We start from the raw sequence: 18,047 nt of genomic DNA, 5'->3' as shown, positions 1-18,047 counted from the left end.
ATTGCCTTTGCTCATAAGCGCGCGAGACGCGGTCTCATTCTCTCGGACGGACCTGCGGAGCAATGCGGCAAAGCAAATTGCGAACAGCACAAATGCGATGCTTGCTGATACGTACACTTCAATAGCTGCTGCGTTCATATGCATAACGATTAAGCTAGCGGTAGTGAGAGCATTGTTATGTGCATTTCCGCGCAATGAAAGTTAGAGGATCGCTGATTTCAGAGCTTGGCCAGAAAACCAACCCGAATGGTTCTGCCGCCACCATTACACCTGGTTCGACTAGGCCCCACTCGCTAATTTGCTCTGCGCTCTCGATGAGGGCGTGCACGACACCTGCGGTTTTTCCGTGTTCTAGAGACACAGAGTCTCCGATCTTTACAGGTTCTCCAGTTCGATAATTCATTCTTCAGTGTTCCGTACGCTGAATTATTTAAATGTACATGACATTTGGTTAAGGGGCCGGCTTTAGCCGGTCCCGAACGAGCGAAACGAGTGACTTGAACCAGTTGTCAGAGGTTGCGTTACTCTGGGTCAAATGTATGTTCTTCATGATAGCGAAGGATGGTGTACATTTTTGCCACCCGTTTATTGCTTGAACCTCAACATCGACTACATATGTCAGCTTGTGCCATGGTTTAGAAAGTCGCTCGTCACTCACTAACATGGCTTATTTCAATGCATTATTTTCGAATATTACTTTCAGCGGCTTCTTGGATATATCTTCGATAGTCACTTTGTCGCCAGTGTGTGACTCGCTATCAAATTTGGTTTGATACCAATACATTGCTTTGTTTTTTTTGAATGTGATCATCGGCTCTACAAGGCGCTCAAGCTGGCGTTGAATAGTGTTCTGGGTAGCGTTGGCTTCTTGGGGATCTATGAAGAATTGATTAATTACAGTGCCGCCATCAGATGCGGTGAAGTTCAGCTGAGAGCCATTGTCTTTTGCTACAGGCTCTAGAATTTTGCTCCATTGTTTTAAATCTTGTTTGGAAATTTATTTTGGCGGAGTATCAATTTTTTCCAAGCAGCCAATCTATGACTGCTTGGCTTGGTTAGTCCACTCTTACAGTGAGTCTCCACTCCAGAACAATGGAACTATTGGCATTGCTAGCGCCACAAGCTCGACAATTACTGAGCCTGTACGAACTTCTTTTATTTAGAGTTCTGTGCTCGCGTCATAGTCTTGGTTGGTTTCGGACTCGATAAATCGCTGATACTGCTGATTGATGCCAAGAAGGGACATCGTGAGGTCAGTTAACACAACCGGTTTTTGGTTGTTAATCTTGATTTCAAGCTTCTGGCTGAAACCTATTTCAATGGCGCTACTGATTTCCATGAGTAACCTCTAGCGTATGGAAGGGGCGGGCTTTAGCCCGTACCAGTGAGCGCAGCGAACGATTTCCACCATTTGTTAGATTTGGTTTTTCTCAGTAATCAGACTCTCTTGAATGTGTAGTTGTGTGCTGAGATTTTTTAGTGTTTCTGCTGGAGTGTGTTGGATCTGTGGTGGTGCTTCATAGGCTGCGAATTTAGAAGCTGCTAAGCGTGAGTTAAAATCAACTATTGCCTCGTAAATATCGTTTAGCTTGATAGCTGTTTGTGGGTCTGTGAATATTTGTTCTGGACTGATTCCTGTCTCACTGCAAGCTTTCAGGAATTTAGTTATTTCTTGAGATAACGGGGTTATGCTTGAGAGAGAGATATTTTGCTGTGCCGCTGAATTTAAATAGCTGTTGATTTTATCTTGCAGATCTGAGGCTGCATCACTGGCTGTTTCCTTTTTGTTGATTTTTTTATAGAGGAAATAACCTGCTGCTGCGGTGGCGGCTATTGCTGCACCAGCCATGAGTAAGTTCTTATTTTTACTTTTGCTTTCCTGTAGTAGGCCTTCCTTAAGGTGGTGGACAATTTGTCCGCTTCTATTTCTGATGACCCCGTTAAATATATTTAGTTCGCCTTTGCTAATCCCTGACTCAACCCAAGATGGCACATTGAAAGTAAGATCTATTTTTCCCATTTGGTTACCTAACGTTTGGTTAAGGGGCCGGCTTTAGCCGGTCCCGAGTGAGTGAGGCGAACTGGTTTAACCAGTTGCTAGGCTCGCACTTTAGCCGAGCGCTGTAAACGAACGTAAGAGATAATAAATATATTTTTAATTCACTTGGCAGTTGCGAATTACCTCGTTCGCCCTTTCGAGGTACATTGGTGTTAAGTCATTATGAAAGCTCGTAATCGAACCGGTTGGCGTGTCAGTTATATCAACGACCATGGCTGTAGACACCCCAAATGCTACACCCTGCTCAAGCCAAACTGAATATCCTCCAGAAATTGGGCGGGTATGTAATCTTGCATTTTTCTCTAATGGCTCCCTAAATAATTCTTCTAAATCGAGTGCTACACAACCAGCAATGGATTTGGCTTTACTGTCACTGCTCAGTTCTATTGAAGGCGGTTTTGCTCGCATCATATCTACCGAGGAGCATCCAGAGAATGCTGCCATGCTTGCGAGTAAAACAATACGGGAAATATTAATTTTTAAATCTCCAAATTTTTGAGGGCGGAGGGTTAGCGTGTTTATTTATTGTTATGTGGGGTTGTGAGCTGTTTATCCGGCTTTTGATTTGCCGTCTAACGATTGAGCTAAAGGGCGGGCTTTAGCCCGTCCCAGTGAACGAGCTGAGCGATTTGAGCGTATTGTTATAAGCGTCTCATCTGAATCATGCCTGTTCTCTCTAAAAAGCCAGTTCCTACCAAGACTGGCCGATGGTAACCAGATTTGGCATCTTCCTCTTTACTGGGCTCAACAAGCATTATGCATTCATGCGCAGGATGTTCGCCGCGCTTAAAAAGAAGATCGGCATGTGCCTCGGCAGTACAATCCAAAATTGTTCCATCAGGCAGGGTTAACCACACATGAGCTTTTATAGGCTCGTAAATATTGCTATGGCTGAGTTCTTTTTCTATGGATTCTTTTGTCACTTCACAATATATGTAATCGTCCCAGAACCTGTCGCCTATTGTAATAAGGCTATCAATGCCGAGGTCGTTTTTTAAGTATTGCTTTAGCATCAGGTGAATTGGGGTACATTTTCCCGTTAGATCAGATGATTTGTTGTAGCCGTAACCATATAGGGCGTCACCGCATAGTTGAAAAATCTGCTGCTTAAGGCTCTGCTCTAGCTGACTATCAAATGTGAATTGAATTTCTTCCTTATGAAGACCCAGGCCCTCAGTATATTTAATTGCTTCTATAAGCCTGTCGATATAGTTCAATTTGATACTTCCATTTTTGAGGGTTTTGCTAGGTGCGTTGATGCTTCTAACGTTTGGTTAAGGGGCGGGCTTTAGCCCGTCCCAGTGAGCGAAGCGAACGACTTGAGCCAATTGTTAGATTGCCCAGCCGAACGCCGGAAATGGTGCCAGCACCGAGCATGACCGGCGGTGCGCACGGCGCGCCGGTTTTGGCACGGAAGGTTATTTGTGCTGTGCACATTCTTTGAAAGCAACTCCTTTGCTGGCCACAAATAACGGCCTCTACTGTCAAGCGACCATTCGATTCAGGAACACCGCGCCGATGCGGTGATTGTGTTTCCTGGCGCGGTGCTGAATAACCAATATTGCCCTTGCGCCTAACGTTTGGTTAAGGGGCCGGCTATGCCGGTCCCGAGCGAGCGGCTTGAACCAGTTGTTAGGCAGAGATGCCCAGGCCAACTTGTTGGTGATTGCGGCACGATGACCGAGCCGCTGCGGCCGTGCAAGCCCGCACCGCGTTGCAGGGTGGAAGAACACTGGCGCGGTGCGTGGGCGAGAGCCACGAAGAAGGTGCGGATTGGGTGCCAACCGGCCGCGCAATGCGCCGGAAGTAAGTTTGATGTTGTGGCTGACTGACGCAACTTCCATGTTGGCACCGATATTAAAAGTGACTGACGCCTAACGTTTGGCTAAGGGGCGGCCAATAGCGCAGCTATTGGCCGTCCCGAGTGAGCGGAGCGAACGGCTTGAGCCAATTGTTAGGGCTCATGCCGCACACGACACAAACGCTGCGGCGGCGGTTAACCCGCACACACCGAAGAATAAGACCCCACCGAAATACTGAAGCCAGCCAGCCATTGTGGGCACACCATTGATTATGGTCTGGACTCCGTTTGCCAAAGCATACGATCCCGGGCTTGAGTGCAGGGGCCACGAGAACGCCCCCACCGGGACTGCACCCAGCACAAAACCCGCAAAGAGTACGCTCCACCAGCGGATCAATCTACGCCAGCGAAGCAAGAAGTAAGTAGGTATACCAAGAGCAATGACGTGCGCCGCCGAAATAACGAAGCAAATGACGAAGAACTCGCGAGTGCGAACCCAAATATAGGGGTCGTTCGAGTCGAACATGGCGAACTGGCCGTAGATGTACCAGCCGACGAGCGCGAGCGTAGGCGTCAGAACTGCTGCAACAAACGCGATGATGAGTCTCATGAGCCCTAACGATTAAGCTAAGGGGCCGGCTTCGCCGGTCCCAGCGAAAGAAGTGAGCGAGTTGAGCGCATTGTTATGTGCCTCCACCGATTACTTGCCTAACGGGTTCTTCAGAAACGACGCTGCAACATCGACTGCGCTTTCCGCTGTGCTTTTAGAAAGAACCTTTAAGAACTCTTTGCCTTGTTCTTTCCAGTAGCTTTCTGGAACTATTACGTAATTCATGGATGCCTTTATTATTTCTAGGCGATGGATCCAGTACGGCACTTTGTCTTTTAGGCGAGAGCAGTTGTCTTCGTGTGGGTGTGGCTTCCAATTATTTAAGACAAACTCTGCTCCGGAAAAATGATTGCGTAATAGCACCAGCGTCTTTTCCCTAAGAATTTCATGCTTTCTAATGTTCTCGTAGCCGTCTTTTATTGCCTCGGAACATGTTTTCGGATTGAAGTCAGGGCTGTCTTCAATATTTTGGCAGAAAGCATTCCACTCGACCCATTCCTTAGTTAGCGCATCTATTTGCTCGAAGACCCAAGCTTTATTTGGATTGGTAATCGACAAAGCTGGGAATGATTTCTCTTCTCTCATTGATAGCTCCACTGTACTACTTGAGGTACATAACGTTTGGTTAAGGGGCCGGCTTTAGCCGGTCCCGCAGTGAGCGAAGCGAACGACTTGAACCACTTGTTAGGGGACCACATTACTCAACCACTATTGTGTTGTCCGAAAAGGTGGCGCAAAAAGCTTCAGGCCCCGAATAATCTTGTGGTGAGAGAGATATTGAAATAGTAGAGCCATTTGAAAATCTAAGCTCAAAGCACTGGTTTTCTTGAAATGAGACAGCGCAAACCTCTGAGTTGATGACTTCTGATAGTTGTTTGCTTAGTGATACCGGGTTGAATGCGGCCAGTACACAGTCGCTAAATTGAAAGCCTGCACCATCCGCAGATATTTCAGCATCAAGCAGTTTCATGCCAACAAGCCGCTCAAGTGGGCGCATGTGGATCCCTAACATTTGGTTAAGGGGCCGGATTTAGCCGGTCCCGAGTGAGCGAAGCGAACGGCTTGAACCACTTGTTAGAGGCGTTATTCGGAGATCGAAATTTTTGCCCCTATTGACTCAAGCGTATGTATTAGTGCGTTAGCGCACTCAGCGCTAATTATTTTTATTTCTAAAAGCTCTTTCTTTCTGATGTTCCGTGCTGCGCGCTTTAATTCAGTGCCTTTGAGATTTGTACAAAGTCCAAGCCGATATACGAAAGACTCCAGCGACCAGTGGGATTCCTCAACCCAACCTAGCTCCGCAGACCACGACTCGATGCGCAGTGTCGTCATTCATGCCTCTAACGTTTGGTTAAGGGGCCGGCTTTAGCCGGTCCCGAGTGAGCGAAGCGAGCGACTTGAACCATTTGTTAGGCTGCATTGCTAGTGCTTTTGCCTGTTTGCTTAGTAAGTTTGAAAACAGTAGCGGCCGAAAGTGAGCACACCAGAATCGCCAGAAGATTAATGTGCAAATAAAATTGCTGGGCATTACCAAATCCATAGCCGATCTGTATTGGGCCTATGAAGTTGTAGTTTGATTCAGGGGTGGTGAAGGCGATGATTTGCGGGAGGAAAATCAGGACGATAAGGAAAAAGGCAGCGGGCTTGGACTTTAAGCCAAAGTAGCCAAGCGCCAGTGAAACTATGCCTAGAGTTAAGTAGTAAATGCTCAGGAATTGGCCGCTTTGCATGCCAAAAGCAGCATAGACAGCTGGGGTGGCAATTGCTGAGGCTCCAAAAATTATACAAAACCAAGAGATCAATATTCCAAGAATAGGTTTTTCTTGCTTTGGTGTGGGAGTGTTCATGTTTGACCTAACTATAAGTAGGCGACACATGTGGCGTAATGTTTTCCGCCATTTGTGTCGCATAACGTTCCTTGTCACTGGCTAAGCTCTTGATGTTCTTATCTAACCTGTCGAGAGAAACGACTCAGGTCGGACAAAAAGCGACATTGGACAAGACCAAGGCGTCGAGTAGTCGAAGCACCTTTGCGCAAGCTACGTATGGGCGTTGATCTTGTCTAGTTGGGTGACGGAAATACTGGCTGGTGATTGCCGGTAAGCACCAGGCCAAGCTCCGCCGGTGATATCGGCAGCGAATCCACATCTGCGCACTCAACGTTGCGCATTGAAATGATCGTGACTTGTGCCGAAGGCCTGGGGCGCGCTAAAGCGAATTAGCGGCAGTCGCTTTCCAGTAGTCGAAGCGGCCAGCTCTGACTGCTCTCGACGAGGCTCGCCCGCCAGCCAGAGGTGCCCGAATCTGCCTAGGGTTTCAGCCAGTCCAGCAACACATCGAGCAGGCGGTTGGCATAGGCCCATTCGTTGTCGTACCAGGCCAGTACCTTGACCAGTTCGCCGCCCTGCACGCGGGTGTGGTTGAGGTCGACCACGCAGGACACCGGGTAGGCGTTGAAGTCGCTGGAGACCAGTGGCAGGTCGTTGCACTCCATTACACCGAGCGGCAACTGGCGTGCGGCTTTCTGCAGGATGTCGTTGATTGCGGCGCGGCTGGTCGGGTGTTCGGCGCTGAAGGTCAGGTCGAGCAGCGAGACGTTGGCGGTTGGTACGCGCACGGCCATGCCGTCGAGGCGCCCGGCGAGTTCCGGCAGGACCAGGCCGATGGTCTTGGCCGCGCCAGTGGGCACCGGGATCATCGACATTGCCGCGCCGCGCGCCTTGTACAGGTCGTTGTAGGTGCCGTCGAGCAGGTTCTGGTCGTTGGTGTAGGCGTGCACGGTGGTCATTAGACCCTGGCGGATGCCCACGGCGGTATGCAGCACCATCGCCAGCGGCGCCAGGCAGTAGGTGGTGCACGAGCCGTTGGAGACGATCTGCTGGTTGCCCAGCAGGTGGTGGTTGACCCCGTAGACCACGGTGAGGTCGGCGCTTTCCAGCGGGTGCGAGAGCAGCACACGCGGTGCGCCGGCCATCAGGTGCTGTTCGGCGTGGGCGCGCTTCTTGATCTTGCCGGTGCATTCGATCACCACGTCGACGCCCAGCTGTTTCCACGGCAGCTTGCTGGCGTCACGCTCGCCGAACAGGCGGATGGACTGGCCGCGCACCTGCATGACGTCTTCGTGCAGGTCTACCTGGCCGAGGAAGCGGCCGAAGGTCGAGTCGAACCGAGTGAGGTGAGCGATGGTCTTGAAGTCGCCGACTTCGTTGATCGCTTCCACGTGCAGCTGGTTTTCCAGCCCACGTTCGAACAGGGCGCGGAGCAGGGCGCGACCAACGCGCCCGTAGCCGTTGAGGGCAATACGCAGCATGAGACTCTCCGTTCTGTGGCCTGCTTAACGCCGGCCTACGGTCTCTCGAGTGTCGGCCAGCCTGCGTTAGAAACGACCGCGGAACGCGTATTTAAGTCCATAAACCGCACGCTCCGGCCGCTCGATGCGCTGGCGCTCATCCGTCGAGTGGGCCTTGCGGCGGCTCCTGCCGCTGGCCGTTGCGCCGTGTCTGGCTCTGATTCGGAATCCCGTGACCAGGCTCTTGCAGCATAGCGGCCTGCCGCGAGCGTGCTGCGCTCAGCGGTTGCGCGCGCCGCCGAGGGAGGCGCAGCCACGGTACACCTGACCATTGAGGCGCAGCTCGGCGCTGAGGTGCTGCACGGTGCCGCTCATGCTGTCGGTGCAGCGCTGCGGTGCTACCCAGAGCTCCAGGCGCTCGCCGTTGGCTTCGCTGCTCAGGTTGAGGCGACCTTCCGGCAGTTGCTCTTCTACATAGGGCAGCGCCAGTGCTGGCTGTTCCTGGCGGTAGAGCACCAGGCCCTTGTTGGTGACGTTGATGCTCCAGTCCGGCTCGTGGCCGCCTGCGCGCAGGGTCAGGCGATTGAAACCGGGGTCGTCGCAGCTCGGGCCTTCGCGCTGGATGCGGTAGACCTCGCTGAGCACCAGTTGGCCGTCGGTATCGGCGACCGGGCTGGAGCCCAGCTGACCGAGCAGGTCGACGAACAGTGGGCCGGGGCCATCGGCCAGCAGGGTGGCGGCCTCGCGGGCGATGTCGGTGCTGCCGTCGGTGCTCACGCTGAAGCTGCGCTGTTCCTGGCAGGGGCGAAACAGCAGGGTACCGCCGCGCAGGCTCAGTTCGCCCTGCAGGCGTTGCTCGGGCACCCGGGTGGGCTCGGGGACGAACACCTGGCAGCCGCTGAGCAGGGTCAGCAGGGCGATGGGCAGAAGGGGACGGGCGAGGTGCATGGCGGAGCTCTCCGGGCAAAGTGCGGCAACGTTACCCAGTGCCTGCGCCGATCTCAAGGACGGCATCGAGCCGGCGTGTTGTATAGTCACGCGCCTGCGGCCATTCTGAAGATGGATCGCGTATCCAAGCCGCTGAGTGTGACCATGGATAGAAACACCGGCTCCGGCCTTTCCTTCGCCAAACGCATCTATGCCCCCCGAGCCGTCGGCCTGGGACTGGGCTTCTTCTGCGTGGCCCCGGTGCTCTGGCAGATGAGTGCGCCGCCCTGGTTGTGGGCGCTGCTGCTGTTCAACGGCTACCTGTGGCCGCATGTGGCTTATCAGATCGCGCGCCTGTCGAAACGGCCCTATCAGGCCGAGCGGCGCAACCTGATCATCGACTCCGTGCTCGGTGGCTTCTGGGCCGGCGCCATGCAGTTCAATGCGCTGCCCAGCGTCACCGTGCTGTCGATGATGGCGATGAACAACATCGCCGCCGGCGGCGCGCGGCTGTTCCTGCTCGGTTGCCTGGCACAACTGGCGGGGGCGTTGCTGGCGATGCTGCTGTTCGGCGCCGCGTTCGCCCCGCACACCAGCATGACGCAGCTGTACGCCTGCCTGCCGATGCTGATTCTCTATCCCTTGTCCCTGGGGCTGGTCTGCTACCAGTTGACCAACAAGCTGGCCGAGCACAAGCAGGCGTTGCGCGCAGTCAGCCGCACCGACAGCCTGACCCACCTGTACAACCATGGTTACTGGCAGGACCTGTTACAGGCCGAGTTCAACAAGTGCCGCCAGGGGCAGCGCCGGGCGACCGTGGCGCTGATCGACGTCGACCATTTCAAGGCGATCAACGACAGCCACGGGCATATCGTCGGCGATAGCGTGCTGCGCCTGCTCAGCGAGAAGCTGGCGCAAAGCCTGCGTGCCGAAGACCTTGCCGGTCGTTACGGGGGCGACGAGTTCTGCGTGATCCTGACGGACACGCCGCCCGTGCTGGCGAGCGAAGTGATGGAGCGCCTGCGCCGCGATCTGGGCGGGGTGCGCAGCGACCTGGCGCCGGGGCTGGAGCTGACACTGAGCATCGGTCTGGCGGTGTACAGCCCGCTGCAGTTGAGTGCCACCGACTGGCTGAACGCCGCCGACCAGGCGCTGTACCAGGCCAAGAGCAGCGGTCGCGACCGCGTGGTGATGGCCGCCGAGGCGATGCCGGTTTCCAGCGGCACGGCCTGAGCTTTTCGTTTGCGGCCCGGCACGCATGTGTCAGGCTGCGCCTCTTTCCACTGTTACGGGTGCCGCATGTCCAGTGAACTCCCCAGCGCCGATGCTCACGAACCCCTCAGTGCCGCCGAAGCCCGCGTGCTCGGCTGCCTGATCGAGAAGCAGGCGACGACCCCGGAAACCTACCCGCTGACCGTCAACGCGGTGATCCTCGCCTGCAACCAGAAGACCAGTCGCGAGCCGCTGATGAACCTCAATGAGGGCCAGGTTGGCCAGGCCCTGCGCAGCCTCGAAGGTCGCGGCCTGTCGCGGCTGGTGATGGGCGGGCGCGCCGACCGCTGGGAGCAGCGTGCGGACAAGACCCTGGAACTGGTCAAGCCGCAGGTGGCACTGATCGGCCTGTTGCTGTTGCGCGGCCCGCAGACGCTCAACGAACTGCTCACCCGCAGCAATCGCCTGTATGCCTTCGAGGACACCGCCGAGGTGCAGCATCAGCTGGAGCGCCTCGCAGGGCGCGGCTTTGCCTGTCTGCTACCGCGCCAGAGTGGCCAGCGCGAGGACCGCTACATGCACCTGCTCGGTGAGCAGGGCGACCTCGACGCCTTGCTCGCCGCGCGGCAGCAGGCCGACAGCGCGGCGCCGCGCAGCAGTGCGGCCGACGATGGCCGTGTCGCCGAGCTGGAGGCGCGGGTGGCGGCGCTGGAGGAGCGTCTGGCGCGGCTGGAAGGCGCGCTCGGCCAGTAAACCCCAGCCCGGCCTGCCGAGGGCGGCCGGGCTGACTTATCATTCGACTTTTCCTTGCGCAGTGATTTCGCCATGACCGATACCCCCGACCTGCTCGCCGAGCTGCAGAGCGCCGACATGCTGTTGATCGATGATCTGCACGCCTGGCAGTTCGACCTGGCCGAGCAGGCCGAGGCTGATCAGCCGCTGCTCACCGTGGAATGCATGGACGGCCGCACGCGGCGGGTCTGGGTGTTCTCCGCTGCGGCGGTCTCTGCGGCCGTGTTCGATGCGGTGCAGGGCAGCTGGAGCATTGCCGACAGTGCCGGCATGCATGTCCTGGTCTGCCTGGGCGCGACAGTGGGCAGCAACGATGACGCCGAGGATGGCGACGAAGACTGAGCGGAGCGGTGGATGATCCAGTGTCGGCGCGTCTACGAGCCGATTGCCGCCAGCGACGGTACGCGGGTGCTGGTCGACCGGCTCTGGCCGCGCGGGTGTCGCAAGGATGCCCTGGCACTGGACGCCTGGCTGCGCGAGGTCGCGCCTACTGCGGCGCTGCGCCAGCAGTTCGATCATGACCCGGCGCTGTTCGCCGGCTTTCGCCAGCACTACCGCCAGCAGCTGGCGGGTCATCCCGAGCACTGGCAGGGCCTGCTCGACATCGCCGAGCGCGGCACGCTGACCCTGCTGTACGCCGCCCGCGACGAGCAGCACAACAACGCCCGCGTGCTCGCCGAGTTCCTCGAGGACGAGCTGGAGCGGCGCGGGCCGCCCAGCTCACCGGTGTGCTATCGGGATCAGTAGCTCTGTAGAGTGCGCGCCTCTCGGTATGGACGGCCTTGCGAAGGTGCCGCCCCCATCGGTGCGCACGGCGCGCCTTACGCGTCGTGCATGCATCACCTGAACCGTATCAGCTCAGGGGCGGCGCCTGCTCTGATGTGGCGTCGCGAGCCAGGCAGGCGGCGGCGGTGAACAGCACGTCGGTGGAGGAGTTCAGCGCGGTCTCCGCACTATCCTGCAGGATGCCGATGATGAAGCCGATCGCCACCACCTGCATGGCCACTTCGCTGGGGACGCCGAACAGGCTGCAGGCCAGCGGAATCAGTAGCAGCGAACCACCGGCAACTCCGGAAGCACCGCAGGCGCAGACGGCGGAGACCACGCAGAGCAGAATGGCGGTGGGCAGGTCGACCTGGATATCCAGGGTATGCGCTGCCGCCAATGCCAGCACGCTGATGGTGATGGCGGCGCCGGCCATGTTGATGGTCGCGCCCAGCGGGATGGAGACCGAGTAGGTGTCCTCGTGCAGGCCCAGACGTTCGGCCAGCTGCATGTTGACCGGTACGTTGGCCGCCGAACTGCGGGTGAAGAAGGCGGTGACGCCGCTCTCGCGCAGGCAGGTGAACACCAGTGGATAGGGGTTGCGGCGGATCTGACTGAACACGATCAGCGGGTTGACCACCAGCGCGACGAACGCCATGCAGCCGACCAGCACTATCAGCAAGTGGGCATAGCCGGCCAGAGCCTTGAGACCGGCGTCGGCGAACGTGGTGGCGACCAGACCGAATATGCCCAGCGGCGCGCATCGGATGACCACGCGCACGATCAGGGTGACGCCATGCGCCAGGTCGGTGAATACCGCGCGGGTGGTCTCGCTGCCGTGGCGAATGGCGATGCCGATACCGATGGCCCAGGCCAGGATGCCAATGAAGTTGCCCTTGAGCAGGGCATTGACCGGGTTGTCCACCACGTTCAGAGCCAGGGCCTTGAGCACTTCGGCGATGCCTCCGGGTGGCGTGGTGCCACTGGCGGCATCCGTGAGCACCAGGGTCGAAGGCCACAGGCTGCTGGCGATCACCGCGACGATGGCGGCGGAGAGGGTGCCGATCAGGTACAGCATCAGGATCGGGCGAATGTGCGTGGGCTGGCCCGGCTTGTGGTTGGCGATGGCCGAGGCCACGAGGATGAACACCAGTATCGGCGCCACGGCCTTGAGTGCGGAAATGAACAGGGTGCCGAGAAAGCCGACCTCGTCAGTGGCCTGCGGAGCGAGCAGGGCGAGGAGGATGCCGGCCACCAGGCCGATGGCAATCTGCAGGACCAGGCTGGTGCCGGTGATCAGCTGCAGCAGTGGGCGGAGGGTCATATGTCGTGTTCCTGTGGTTCGGCAGTGCCCCCTGTGGGTGGGCGCTGCGGGCTGGCGGCCGAGGTCTGGTCGGCTTTCGGTTCTGCGAAGCCATCGGATAACGATAGGCGCAGAAAGGAGGCGGCGATTCTATAGAGGTGACAGGTAGCGTGCCTGACGTCCGTCAGGTCGGGCGAGGAAAATGAAAAACGGCCCGCGCGGGGCCGTTTTCATTCGCGCCGCAAACGTCAGCCGCCGAGGTAGGCGTCGCGCACCTTGGGGTCGACCAGCAGCTCGGCACCGCTGCCTTGCATGACGATGCGACCGTTTTCCAGCACGTACGCGCGGTCGGCCAGCTTGAGCGCCTGGTTGGCGTTCTGCTCGACCAGGAACACGGTCACGCCTTCCGTGCGCAGCTGTTCGATGATGTCGAAGATCTGCTGGATGATGATCGGCGCCAGGCCCAGCGACGGCTCGTCGAGCAGCAGCAGCTTGGGCTTGCTCATCAGCGCACGGCCGATGGCAAGCATTTGCTGTTCGCCGCCGGACATGGTGCCGGCGCGCTGCTCGAAGCGTTCCTTGAGGCGCGGGAACAGGTGCAGCACCTTGTCCAGCTGCTCCTGGTTGTCGGCCTTGCTGCCGAAGAACCCGCCCATGGCCAGGTTTTCCTCGACGGTCAGGCGCGCGAACACGCGGCGACCTTCCGGCACGACCGCGATGCTCTTGCGCATGATGACCGAGGAATCAAGGCCGACCAGCTCTTCACCCATGTAGCGGATGCTGCCGCTGGAGGCACGCGGCGAGCCGCACAGGGTCATCAGCAGGGTCGATTTGCCCGCGCCGTTGGCACCGATCAGGGTGACGATCTCGCCCTGCTGCACTTCGATGCTGACGTCGTGCAGCGCCTGGATCTTGCCGTAGAAGGTGGAGACGTTTTCAAAACGCAGCATGATTAGGCTTCCCCCAGATAGGCTTTGATGACGTCCGGGTTGTTGCGTATCTGCTCCGGTGTGCCGTTGGCCAGGGGTGTGCCCTGGTTGACCACGTAGATGTGGTCGGAAATGCTCATGACCAGGTGCATGTCGTGCTCGATCAGCAGGACGGTCACGTCATGCTCATTGCGCAGCAGGCTGATCAGCGCCTTGAGGTCCTCGGTTTCCCGCGGGTTCAGGCCGGCCGCAGGCTCGTCGAGCATGAGGATGCGCGGGCGCGTCATCATGCAGCGGGCGATTTCCAGGCGGCGTTGCTGGCCATAGGCGAGGGTGCCGGCAGGGCGGTTGGCGACGTCGGTCAGGTTGACCTGTTCCAGCCAGTGGGCGGCGTATTCCATGGCCTCGCGCTCGCTCTTGCGAAAGCCCGGGGTCTTCAGCAGGCCGGAGAGGAAATTGGTGTTGATGTGGCGGTGCTGGGCGACCAGCAGGTTCTCCACCGCAGTCATTTCCTTGAACAGGCGAACGTTCTGGAACGTACGCACCACGCCCTTGCGCGCGATCTTGTGGCCCGGCAGGCCCTGGATGGCCTCGCCGTCGAGCAGGATCACGCCGTCGGTGGGCTGGTAGAAACCGGTCAGGCAGTTGAACACGGTGGTCTTGCCCGCACCGTTGGGGCCGATCATCGAAACGACCTGCTTGGGCTGTACGGACAGGGCGACATTGTTGACGGCCAGCAGGCCGCCGAAGCGCATGGTCAGCCCGCTGACTTCAAGAATCGGGCGGCTCATGGTTTCAACTCCAGGTGGGGGCGTTGCATGGGCAGCAGGCCCTGCGGACGCCAGATCATCATCACGATCATGGTCAGGCCGAAGATCAGCATGCGGTACTCGTTGAAGTCGCGCATTTCCTGCAGCAGCACCATGACGATGGCGGCGAAGATGATCCCCAGTTGCGAGCCCATGCCGCCGAGCACGACGATGGCCAGGATCATGGCCGACTCGATGAAGGTGAAGGACTCGGGCGTGACCAGGCCCTGGCGCGCGGCGAAGAAGCTACCGGCAAAGCCGGCGAAGCAGGCGCCGATGGTGAAGGCCGAGAGCTTGACGGTGGTCGGGTTGAGGCCGAGTGCGCGGCAGGCGATTTCGTCTTCGCGCAGCGCTTCCCAGGCGCGACCGATCGGCATGCGCATCAGGCGGTTGATCACGATCAGCGCCAGGGACACCAGCAGCAGGGCGATCAGGTAGAGGAAGATCACCTTGTAGCTGGAGTTGTAGGCAATGCCGAGGAAGTCATGCAGCGTCTGCCCGCCTTCGGCGGCGCGGCGGTCGAACGACAGGCCGAACAGCTCTGGTTTGGGGATCGAGCTGATGCCGTTCGGACCACCGGTGATGTTGGTCAGGTTGCGCAGCAGGATGCGGATGATTTCACCGAAGCCGAGGGTGACGATGGCCAGGTAGTCACCGCGCAGGCGCAGCACCGGGAAACCGAGCAGGAAGCCGAAGGTCGCAGCCGCCAGGCCGGCGATGGGCAGCGCGGTCCAAAAACCGAAACCCGCGTACTCGGCGAGCAGGGCGTAGGTGTAGGCGCCAACGGCATAGAAACCGACATAGCCCAGGTCGAGCAGGCCGGCGAGGCCCACGACGATGTTCAGGCCGATGGCCAGCATCACGTAGATCAGCACCAGCGTGGCGATGTCCACCGCCGCGCGCGAGCCGAAGAACGGCCAGGCCAGGGCGACCACGAACAGGGCGACGAGAATCCAGCGCTGCACGCTGGGCAGGGTCAGGGTGTCCTTGACCTGCTGCGGCATGGCAGGCACCAGGCTGCCGAAGCGGCCCTGGCCCGGCAGTTTGTCGCGCAGCATTTGCCAGGTGAACATCAGCACCGCGGCGATGCCGATGGTCCACAGGGTCTGCTCGCTGGCGCCATGCACCTGCAGGCTGATGCCGATGACGCTGAGCTTGAGGCCCAGGATGGGGTAGGAGATCAGCAGCAGCAGGACGGTACTGAAAATGGCCGTCTTGAGATTCTTGCTCATACCTTCTCTACCTCCGGACGACCGAGAATGCCGGTCGGGCGGAACAACAGCACCAGTACCAGCAGGCTGAAGGCCACGACGTCTTTGTACTGGTCACCGAAGATATCGGCACCGAACGCTTCGGCGACGCCGAGAACCAGGCCACCCAGCACGGCGCCGGGGATGCTGCCGATGCCACCGAGTACCGCAGCGGTGAAGGCCTTGATCCCGGCGAGGAAGCCGAGATTGGGGTTGATCACGCCGTATTGCATGCCCAGCAGTACCGCGGCAACGGCCGCCAGGGCGGCGCCGATGACGAAGGTCAGGGCGATGATGTTGTTGGTGTTGATGCCCAGCAGGTTGGCCATCTTGATGTCTTCGGCGCAGGCGCGGCAGGCACGGCCCAGGCGCGAGCGAGAGATGAACAGGGTCAGGCCGAACATGGCGAGGAAGGTGACGACGAAGATCAGCACCTGCATGTAGGAAATGGTCACGTTGTGCATTGCATCGCCGAGCACGAAGTTGCCGGGCAGCAGGTTGGGAATGGCCTTGTCCTTGGAATCCTGGGACAGCATTACCGCGTTCTGCAGGAAGATCGACATGCCGATCGCGGAGATCAGCGGAATCAGACGGTTGCCACCGCGCAAGGGTCGGTAGGCCACCCGTTCGATGCTGTAACCGAAGGCGCTGGTGACGATGATGCTGGCGGCGAACGCCGCGATCATGATCAGCGGCAGGCTGTCGATGCCCATCATCGCCAGGGCGGTGATGGCAATGAAAGCGATGTAGGAACCGATCATGTAAACCTCGCCGTGGGCGAAGTTGATCATGCCGATGATGCCGTAGACCATGGTGTAGCCGATGGCGATCAGGGCATAGGTACTGCCAACGGTGAGCCCGTTGATCAGCTGTTGCAGGTAGTGATAAAGATCAGGCATTGCCTAACTCCTGGGTCGCTACGCAAGGCAGCGCTTGTGGCGCAGCGTAAGACCGGAATTCTCTTAATAAACAAAGCCCACTGCATAGGCAGTGGGCTTTGGGTTCAGGCGGGGAAGCCCCTTTCTTTTTTAGTGGGCGGCTTCGGTCTTGGTGCCGTCCTGGTGCCACTCGTAAACCACGAAGTTGAAGTCCTTCAGGTCGCCCTTCTCGTCGAAGGCGAGGGAACCGGTCGGGGTGTCGAAGCTGTTGGCGCGCAGTGCTTCGGCAACCTTGGCCGTGTCGTTTTCGCCGGCTTTCTTGATGCCTTCGGCAATGACTTGCACGGCGGCGTAAGCCGGGAATACGAACGGACCGCTCGGGTCTTCTTTCTTCGCTTTGAAGGCGTCAACCAGAGCCTGGTTTTTCGGATCCTGGTCGAACGACTTCGGCAGGGTGACCAGCAGGCCTTCGGAAGCCGGGCCGGCGATGGCCGAGATTTCCTTGTTACCCACGCCTTCCGGACCCATGAACTTGATGGTCAGGCCTTTCTCTTTGGTCTGACGCAGCAGCAGGCCCAGTTCCGGGTGGTAGCCGCCGTAGTAGACGAAGTCGACACCGGCTTGCTTGAGCTTGGCGATCAGGGCGGAGAAATCCTTGTCGCCGGCGTTGATGCCTTCGAACAGGGCGACCTTGGTGCCTTTGCCTTCCAGGGTCTGCTTGACCGCGGTGGCGATGCCTTCACCGTACTGCTGCTTGTCGTGGATCACGGCAACGCTTTTCGGCTTGACGTGGTCGGCGATGAAGTTGCCGGCGGTCGGGCCTTGCAGGCTGTCCAGACCGATGGTGCGGAAGACCAGCTGGTAGCCACGGCTGGTGATTTCCGGGCTGGTGGACGCCGCGGTGATCATCAGGATGCCTTCGTCTTCGTAGATGTCCGAAGCCGGCTGGGTGGAGCTGGAGCACAGGTGGCCGACCACGTATTTGACTTCGTCGTTGACGATCTTGTTGGCGACGGCCACGGCTTGTTTCGGGTCGCAGGCATCGTCATAGACCACGCCTTCGAGCTGGGCGCCATTCACGCCGCCAGCCTTGTTGATCTGCTCGATGGCCATTTTGGCACCGACGAACTGCATTTCGCCGTACTGGGCAACAGCGCCGGTAACCGGGCCGGCCAGGGCGATCTTGATGGTGTCAGCTGCCATCGAATAGCTGGTCATGCCAGCCAGAGCCATGGCGGCGAACAGCTTGGAAACTTGCTTGCTAGCCTTGTTCATAGTGCTCCACTCTTTTTGTGTTTTCGTTGTTGTAATCCATGCGGCCAAAGCTGCAGGACCGATCAGGTTCACCGGCCACACCCCCGGCAACTGTACCGGCACAGTGTAGAACTCCGTTTCGCGGCTTGAAAAGCCAGCAAATCGGGGC

Annotated in this window: 20 protein-coding genes; 5 read left to right on the top strand and 15 right to left on the bottom strand. The window is 58.2% G+C overall.

Annotation, left to right across the window (positions count from 1 at the left end):
- Positions 1 to 1,159: 1,159 nt before the first annotated feature.
- Together IB229_RS21810 and IB229_RS02530 are read right to left on the bottom strand one after the other, a co-directional pair.
- Entirely contained in the window at positions 1,160 to 1,339 is a 180-nt protein-coding gene (locus tag IB229_RS21810; RefSeq protein WP_225578898.1) for a hypothetical protein, read from the bottom strand.
- 75 nt (positions 1,340 to 1,414) lie between these two features.
- Positions 1,415 to 2,020 (bottom strand): hypothetical protein, encoded by a 606-nt coding sequence (locus IB229_RS02530; protein ID WP_192324633.1) that lies wholly within the window; start codon positions 2,018 to 2,020, stop codon positions 1,415 to 1,417.
- A gap of 250 nt (positions 2,021 to 2,270) precedes the next feature.
- Here IB229_RS02530 and IB229_RS02525 point away from each other — a divergent pair, with 250 nt between their 5' ends.
- Positions 2,271 to 2,558 (top strand): hypothetical protein, encoded by a 288-nt coding sequence (locus tag IB229_RS02525; protein WP_192324631.1) that lies wholly within the window; start codon positions 2,271 to 2,273, stop codon positions 2,556 to 2,558.
- A 142-nt stretch (positions 2,559 to 2,700) separates the two neighbouring features.
- Here the strand turns inward: IB229_RS02525 and IB229_RS02520 are convergent, their stop codons facing one another.
- The 7 genes from IB229_RS02520 to IB229_RS02490 form a co-directional block, all read right to left on the bottom strand.
- Entirely contained in the window at positions 2,701 to 3,276 is a 576-nt protein-coding gene (locus IB229_RS02520; protein WP_192324629.1) for a hypothetical protein, read from the bottom strand.
- Between the two features lie 744 nt (positions 3,277 to 4,020).
- Positions 4,021 to 4,470 (bottom strand): hypothetical protein, encoded by a 450-nt coding sequence (locus IB229_RS02515; protein ID WP_192324627.1) that lies wholly within the window; start codon positions 4,468 to 4,470, stop codon positions 4,021 to 4,023.
- 90 nt (positions 4,471 to 4,560) lie between these two features.
- A complete protein-coding gene (locus IB229_RS02510; protein WP_192324626.1) occupies positions 4,561 to 5,055 on the bottom strand; it encodes a hypothetical protein in 495 nt (164 codons plus the stop codon).
- Positions 5,056 to 5,167: 112 nt separating this feature from the next.
- Positions 5,168 to 5,440 (bottom strand): hypothetical protein, encoded by a 273-nt coding sequence (locus tag IB229_RS02505; protein WP_192324624.1) that lies wholly within the window; start codon positions 5,438 to 5,440, stop codon positions 5,168 to 5,170.
- 439 nt (positions 5,441 to 5,879) lie between these two features.
- Complete coding sequence (locus tag IB229_RS02500) at positions 5,880 to 6,317, bottom strand: hypothetical protein (RefSeq protein ID WP_192324622.1); 438 nt, start codon at positions 6,315 to 6,317, stop codon at positions 5,880 to 5,882.
- Between the two features lie 461 nt (positions 6,318 to 6,778).
- Positions 6,779 to 7,780, bottom strand: coding sequence for a type I glyceraldehyde-3-phosphate dehydrogenase (locus IB229_RS02495; RefSeq protein ID WP_192324620.1), 1,002 nt, complete (start codon positions 7,778 to 7,780; stop codon positions 6,779 to 6,781).
- A 258-nt stretch (positions 7,781 to 8,038) separates the two neighbouring features.
- Complete coding sequence (locus IB229_RS02490) at positions 8,039 to 8,707, bottom strand: COG3650 family protein (protein ID WP_192324618.1); 669 nt, start codon at positions 8,705 to 8,707, stop codon at positions 8,039 to 8,041.
- Between the two features lie 144 nt (positions 8,708 to 8,851).
- Here IB229_RS02490 and IB229_RS02485 point away from each other — a divergent pair, with 144 nt between their 5' ends.
- The 4 genes from IB229_RS02485 (at position 8,852) to IB229_RS02470 (ending at position 11,437) form a co-directional block, all read left to right on the top strand.
- Positions 8,852 to 9,919 carry a diguanylate cyclase gene (locus tag IB229_RS02485; RefSeq protein ID WP_192324616.1) on the top strand — a complete coding sequence of 356 codons (1,068 nt, stop codon included), beginning with the start codon at positions 8,852 to 8,854 and terminating at the stop codon, positions 9,917 to 9,919.
- 66 nt (positions 9,920 to 9,985) lie between these two features.
- Entirely contained in the window at positions 9,986 to 10,651 is a 666-nt protein-coding gene (locus tag IB229_RS02480) for a YceH family protein (protein ID WP_192324614.1), read from the top strand.
- A 72-nt stretch (positions 10,652 to 10,723) separates the two neighbouring features.
- On the top strand, positions 10,724 to 11,032 hold the full coding sequence (locus IB229_RS02475; protein WP_192324612.1) for a DUF5629 family protein: 309 nt from the start codon (positions 10,724 to 10,726) through the stop codon (positions 11,030 to 11,032).
- 12 nt (positions 11,033 to 11,044) lie between these two features.
- Positions 11,045 to 11,437 (top strand): DUF488 domain-containing protein, encoded by a 393-nt coding sequence (locus tag IB229_RS02470; protein ID WP_192324610.1) that lies wholly within the window; start codon positions 11,045 to 11,047, stop codon positions 11,435 to 11,437.
- Between the two features lie 106 nt (positions 11,438 to 11,543).
- On the opposite strand, the gene sstT is transcribed toward IB229_RS02470, so the two are convergent.
- The 6 genes from sstT to IB229_RS02440 form a co-directional block, all read right to left on the bottom strand.
- Positions 11,544 to 12,779 (bottom strand): serine/threonine transporter SstT, encoded by a 1,236-nt coding sequence (gene sstT / locus IB229_RS02465; protein WP_192324608.1) that lies wholly within the window; start codon positions 12,777 to 12,779, stop codon positions 11,544 to 11,546.
- A 227-nt stretch (positions 12,780 to 13,006) separates the two neighbouring features.
- The gene (locus IB229_RS02460) at positions 13,007 to 13,708 is read right to left on the bottom strand and encodes an ABC transporter ATP-binding protein (protein ID WP_192324606.1); all 702 of its coding nucleotides are present in this window, start codon (positions 13,706 to 13,708) and stop codon (positions 13,007 to 13,009) included.
- Positions 13,709 to 13,710: 2 nt separating this feature from the next.
- The gene (livG, locus tag IB229_RS02455; RefSeq protein WP_192324604.1) at positions 13,711 to 14,478 is read right to left on the bottom strand and encodes a high-affinity branched-chain amino acid ABC transporter ATP-binding protein LivG; all 768 of its coding nucleotides are present in this window, start codon (positions 14,476 to 14,478) and stop codon (positions 13,711 to 13,713) included.
- The gene (locus IB229_RS02450) at positions 14,475 to 15,728 is read right to left on the bottom strand and encodes a high-affinity branched-chain amino acid ABC transporter permease LivM (protein ID WP_192324602.1); all 1,254 of its coding nucleotides are present in this window, start codon (positions 15,726 to 15,728) and stop codon (positions 14,475 to 14,477) included. Before IB229_RS02450 ends, livG begins: the two co-directional genes overlap by 4 nt.
- The gene (gene livH, locus IB229_RS02445) at positions 15,725 to 16,645 is read right to left on the bottom strand and encodes a high-affinity branched-chain amino acid ABC transporter permease LivH (protein WP_192324600.1); all 921 of its coding nucleotides are present in this window, start codon (positions 16,643 to 16,645) and stop codon (positions 15,725 to 15,727) included. The genes IB229_RS02450 and livH overlap by 4 nt, the downstream gene beginning before the upstream one ends.
- Positions 16,646 to 16,774: 129 nt before the next feature.
- On the bottom strand, positions 16,775 to 17,899 hold the full coding sequence (locus tag IB229_RS02440; RefSeq protein ID WP_192324598.1) for a branched-chain amino acid ABC transporter substrate-binding protein: 1,125 nt from the start codon (positions 17,897 to 17,899) through the stop codon (positions 16,775 to 16,777).
- Positions 17,900 to 18,047 lie beyond the last annotated feature (148 nt).

This window comes from Pseudomonas sp. PDM14, assembly GCF_014851905.1.
Classification (GTDB): domain Bacteria; phylum Pseudomonadota; class Gammaproteobacteria; order Pseudomonadales; family Pseudomonadaceae; genus Aquipseudomonas.
Note: the sequence above shows the minus strand (reverse complement) of the source record. Positions and strands in the feature narration are given on the sequence as shown.

Coding starts and splice junctions, on each gene's coding strand:
- IB229_RS21810 (WP_225578898.1), bottom strand. CDS start 1,339: ATGGAAATCAGTAGCGCCATTGAAATAGGTTTCAGCCAGAAGCTTGAA.
- IB229_RS02530 (WP_192324633.1), bottom strand. CDS start 2,020: ATGGGAAAAATAGATCTTACTTTCAATGTGCCATCTTGGGTTGAGTCA.
- IB229_RS02525 (WP_192324631.1), top strand. CDS start 2,271: ATGGCTGTAGACACCCCAAATGCTACACCCTGCTCAAGCCAAACTGAA.
- IB229_RS02515 (WP_192324627.1), bottom strand. CDS start 4,470: ATGAGACTCATCATCGCGTTTGTTGCAGCAGTTCTGACGCCTACGCTC.
- IB229_RS02510 (WP_192324626.1), bottom strand. CDS start 5,055: ATGAGAGAAGAGAAATCATTCCCAGCTTTGTCGATTACCAATCCAAAT.
- IB229_RS02505 (WP_192324624.1), bottom strand. CDS start 5,440: ATGAAACTGCTTGATGCTGAAATATCTGCGGATGGTGCAGGCTTTCAA.
- IB229_RS02500 (WP_192324622.1), bottom strand. CDS start 6,317: ATGAACACTCCCACACCAAAGCAAGAAAAACCTATTCTTGGAATATTG.
- IB229_RS02495 (WP_192324620.1), bottom strand. CDS start 7,780: ATGCTGCGTATTGCCCTCAACGGCTACGGGCGCGTTGGTCGCGCCCTG.
- IB229_RS02490 (WP_192324618.1), bottom strand. CDS start 8,707: ATGCACCTCGCCCGTCCCCTTCTGCCCATCGCCCTGCTGACCCTGCTC.
- IB229_RS02485 (WP_192324616.1), top strand. CDS start 8,852: ATGGATAGAAACACCGGCTCCGGCCTTTCCTTCGCCAAACGCATCTAT.
- IB229_RS02480 (WP_192324614.1), top strand. CDS start 9,986: ATGTCCAGTGAACTCCCCAGCGCCGATGCTCACGAACCCCTCAGTGCC.
- IB229_RS02475 (WP_192324612.1), top strand. CDS start 10,724: ATGACCGATACCCCCGACCTGCTCGCCGAGCTGCAGAGCGCCGACATG.
- IB229_RS02470 (WP_192324610.1), top strand. CDS start 11,045: ATGATCCAGTGTCGGCGCGTCTACGAGCCGATTGCCGCCAGCGACGGT.
- sstT (WP_192324608.1), bottom strand. CDS start 12,779: ATGACCCTCCGCCCACTGCTGCAGCTGATCACCGGCACCAGCCTGGTC.
- IB229_RS02460 (WP_192324606.1), bottom strand. CDS start 13,708: ATGCTGCGTTTTGAAAACGTCTCCACCTTCTACGGCAAGATCCAGGCG.
- livG (WP_192324604.1), bottom strand. CDS start 14,478: ATGAGCCGCCCGATTCTTGAAGTCAGCGGGCTGACCATGCGCTTCGGC.
- IB229_RS02450 (WP_192324602.1), bottom strand. CDS start 15,728: ATGAGCAAGAATCTCAAGACGGCCATTTTCAGTACCGTCCTGCTGCTG.
- livH (WP_192324600.1), bottom strand. CDS start 16,645: ATGCCTGATCTTTATCACTACCTGCAACAGCTGATCAACGGGCTCACC.
- IB229_RS02440 (WP_192324598.1), bottom strand. CDS start 17,899: ATGAACAAGGCTAGCAAGCAAGTTTCCAAGCTGTTCGCCGCCATGGCT.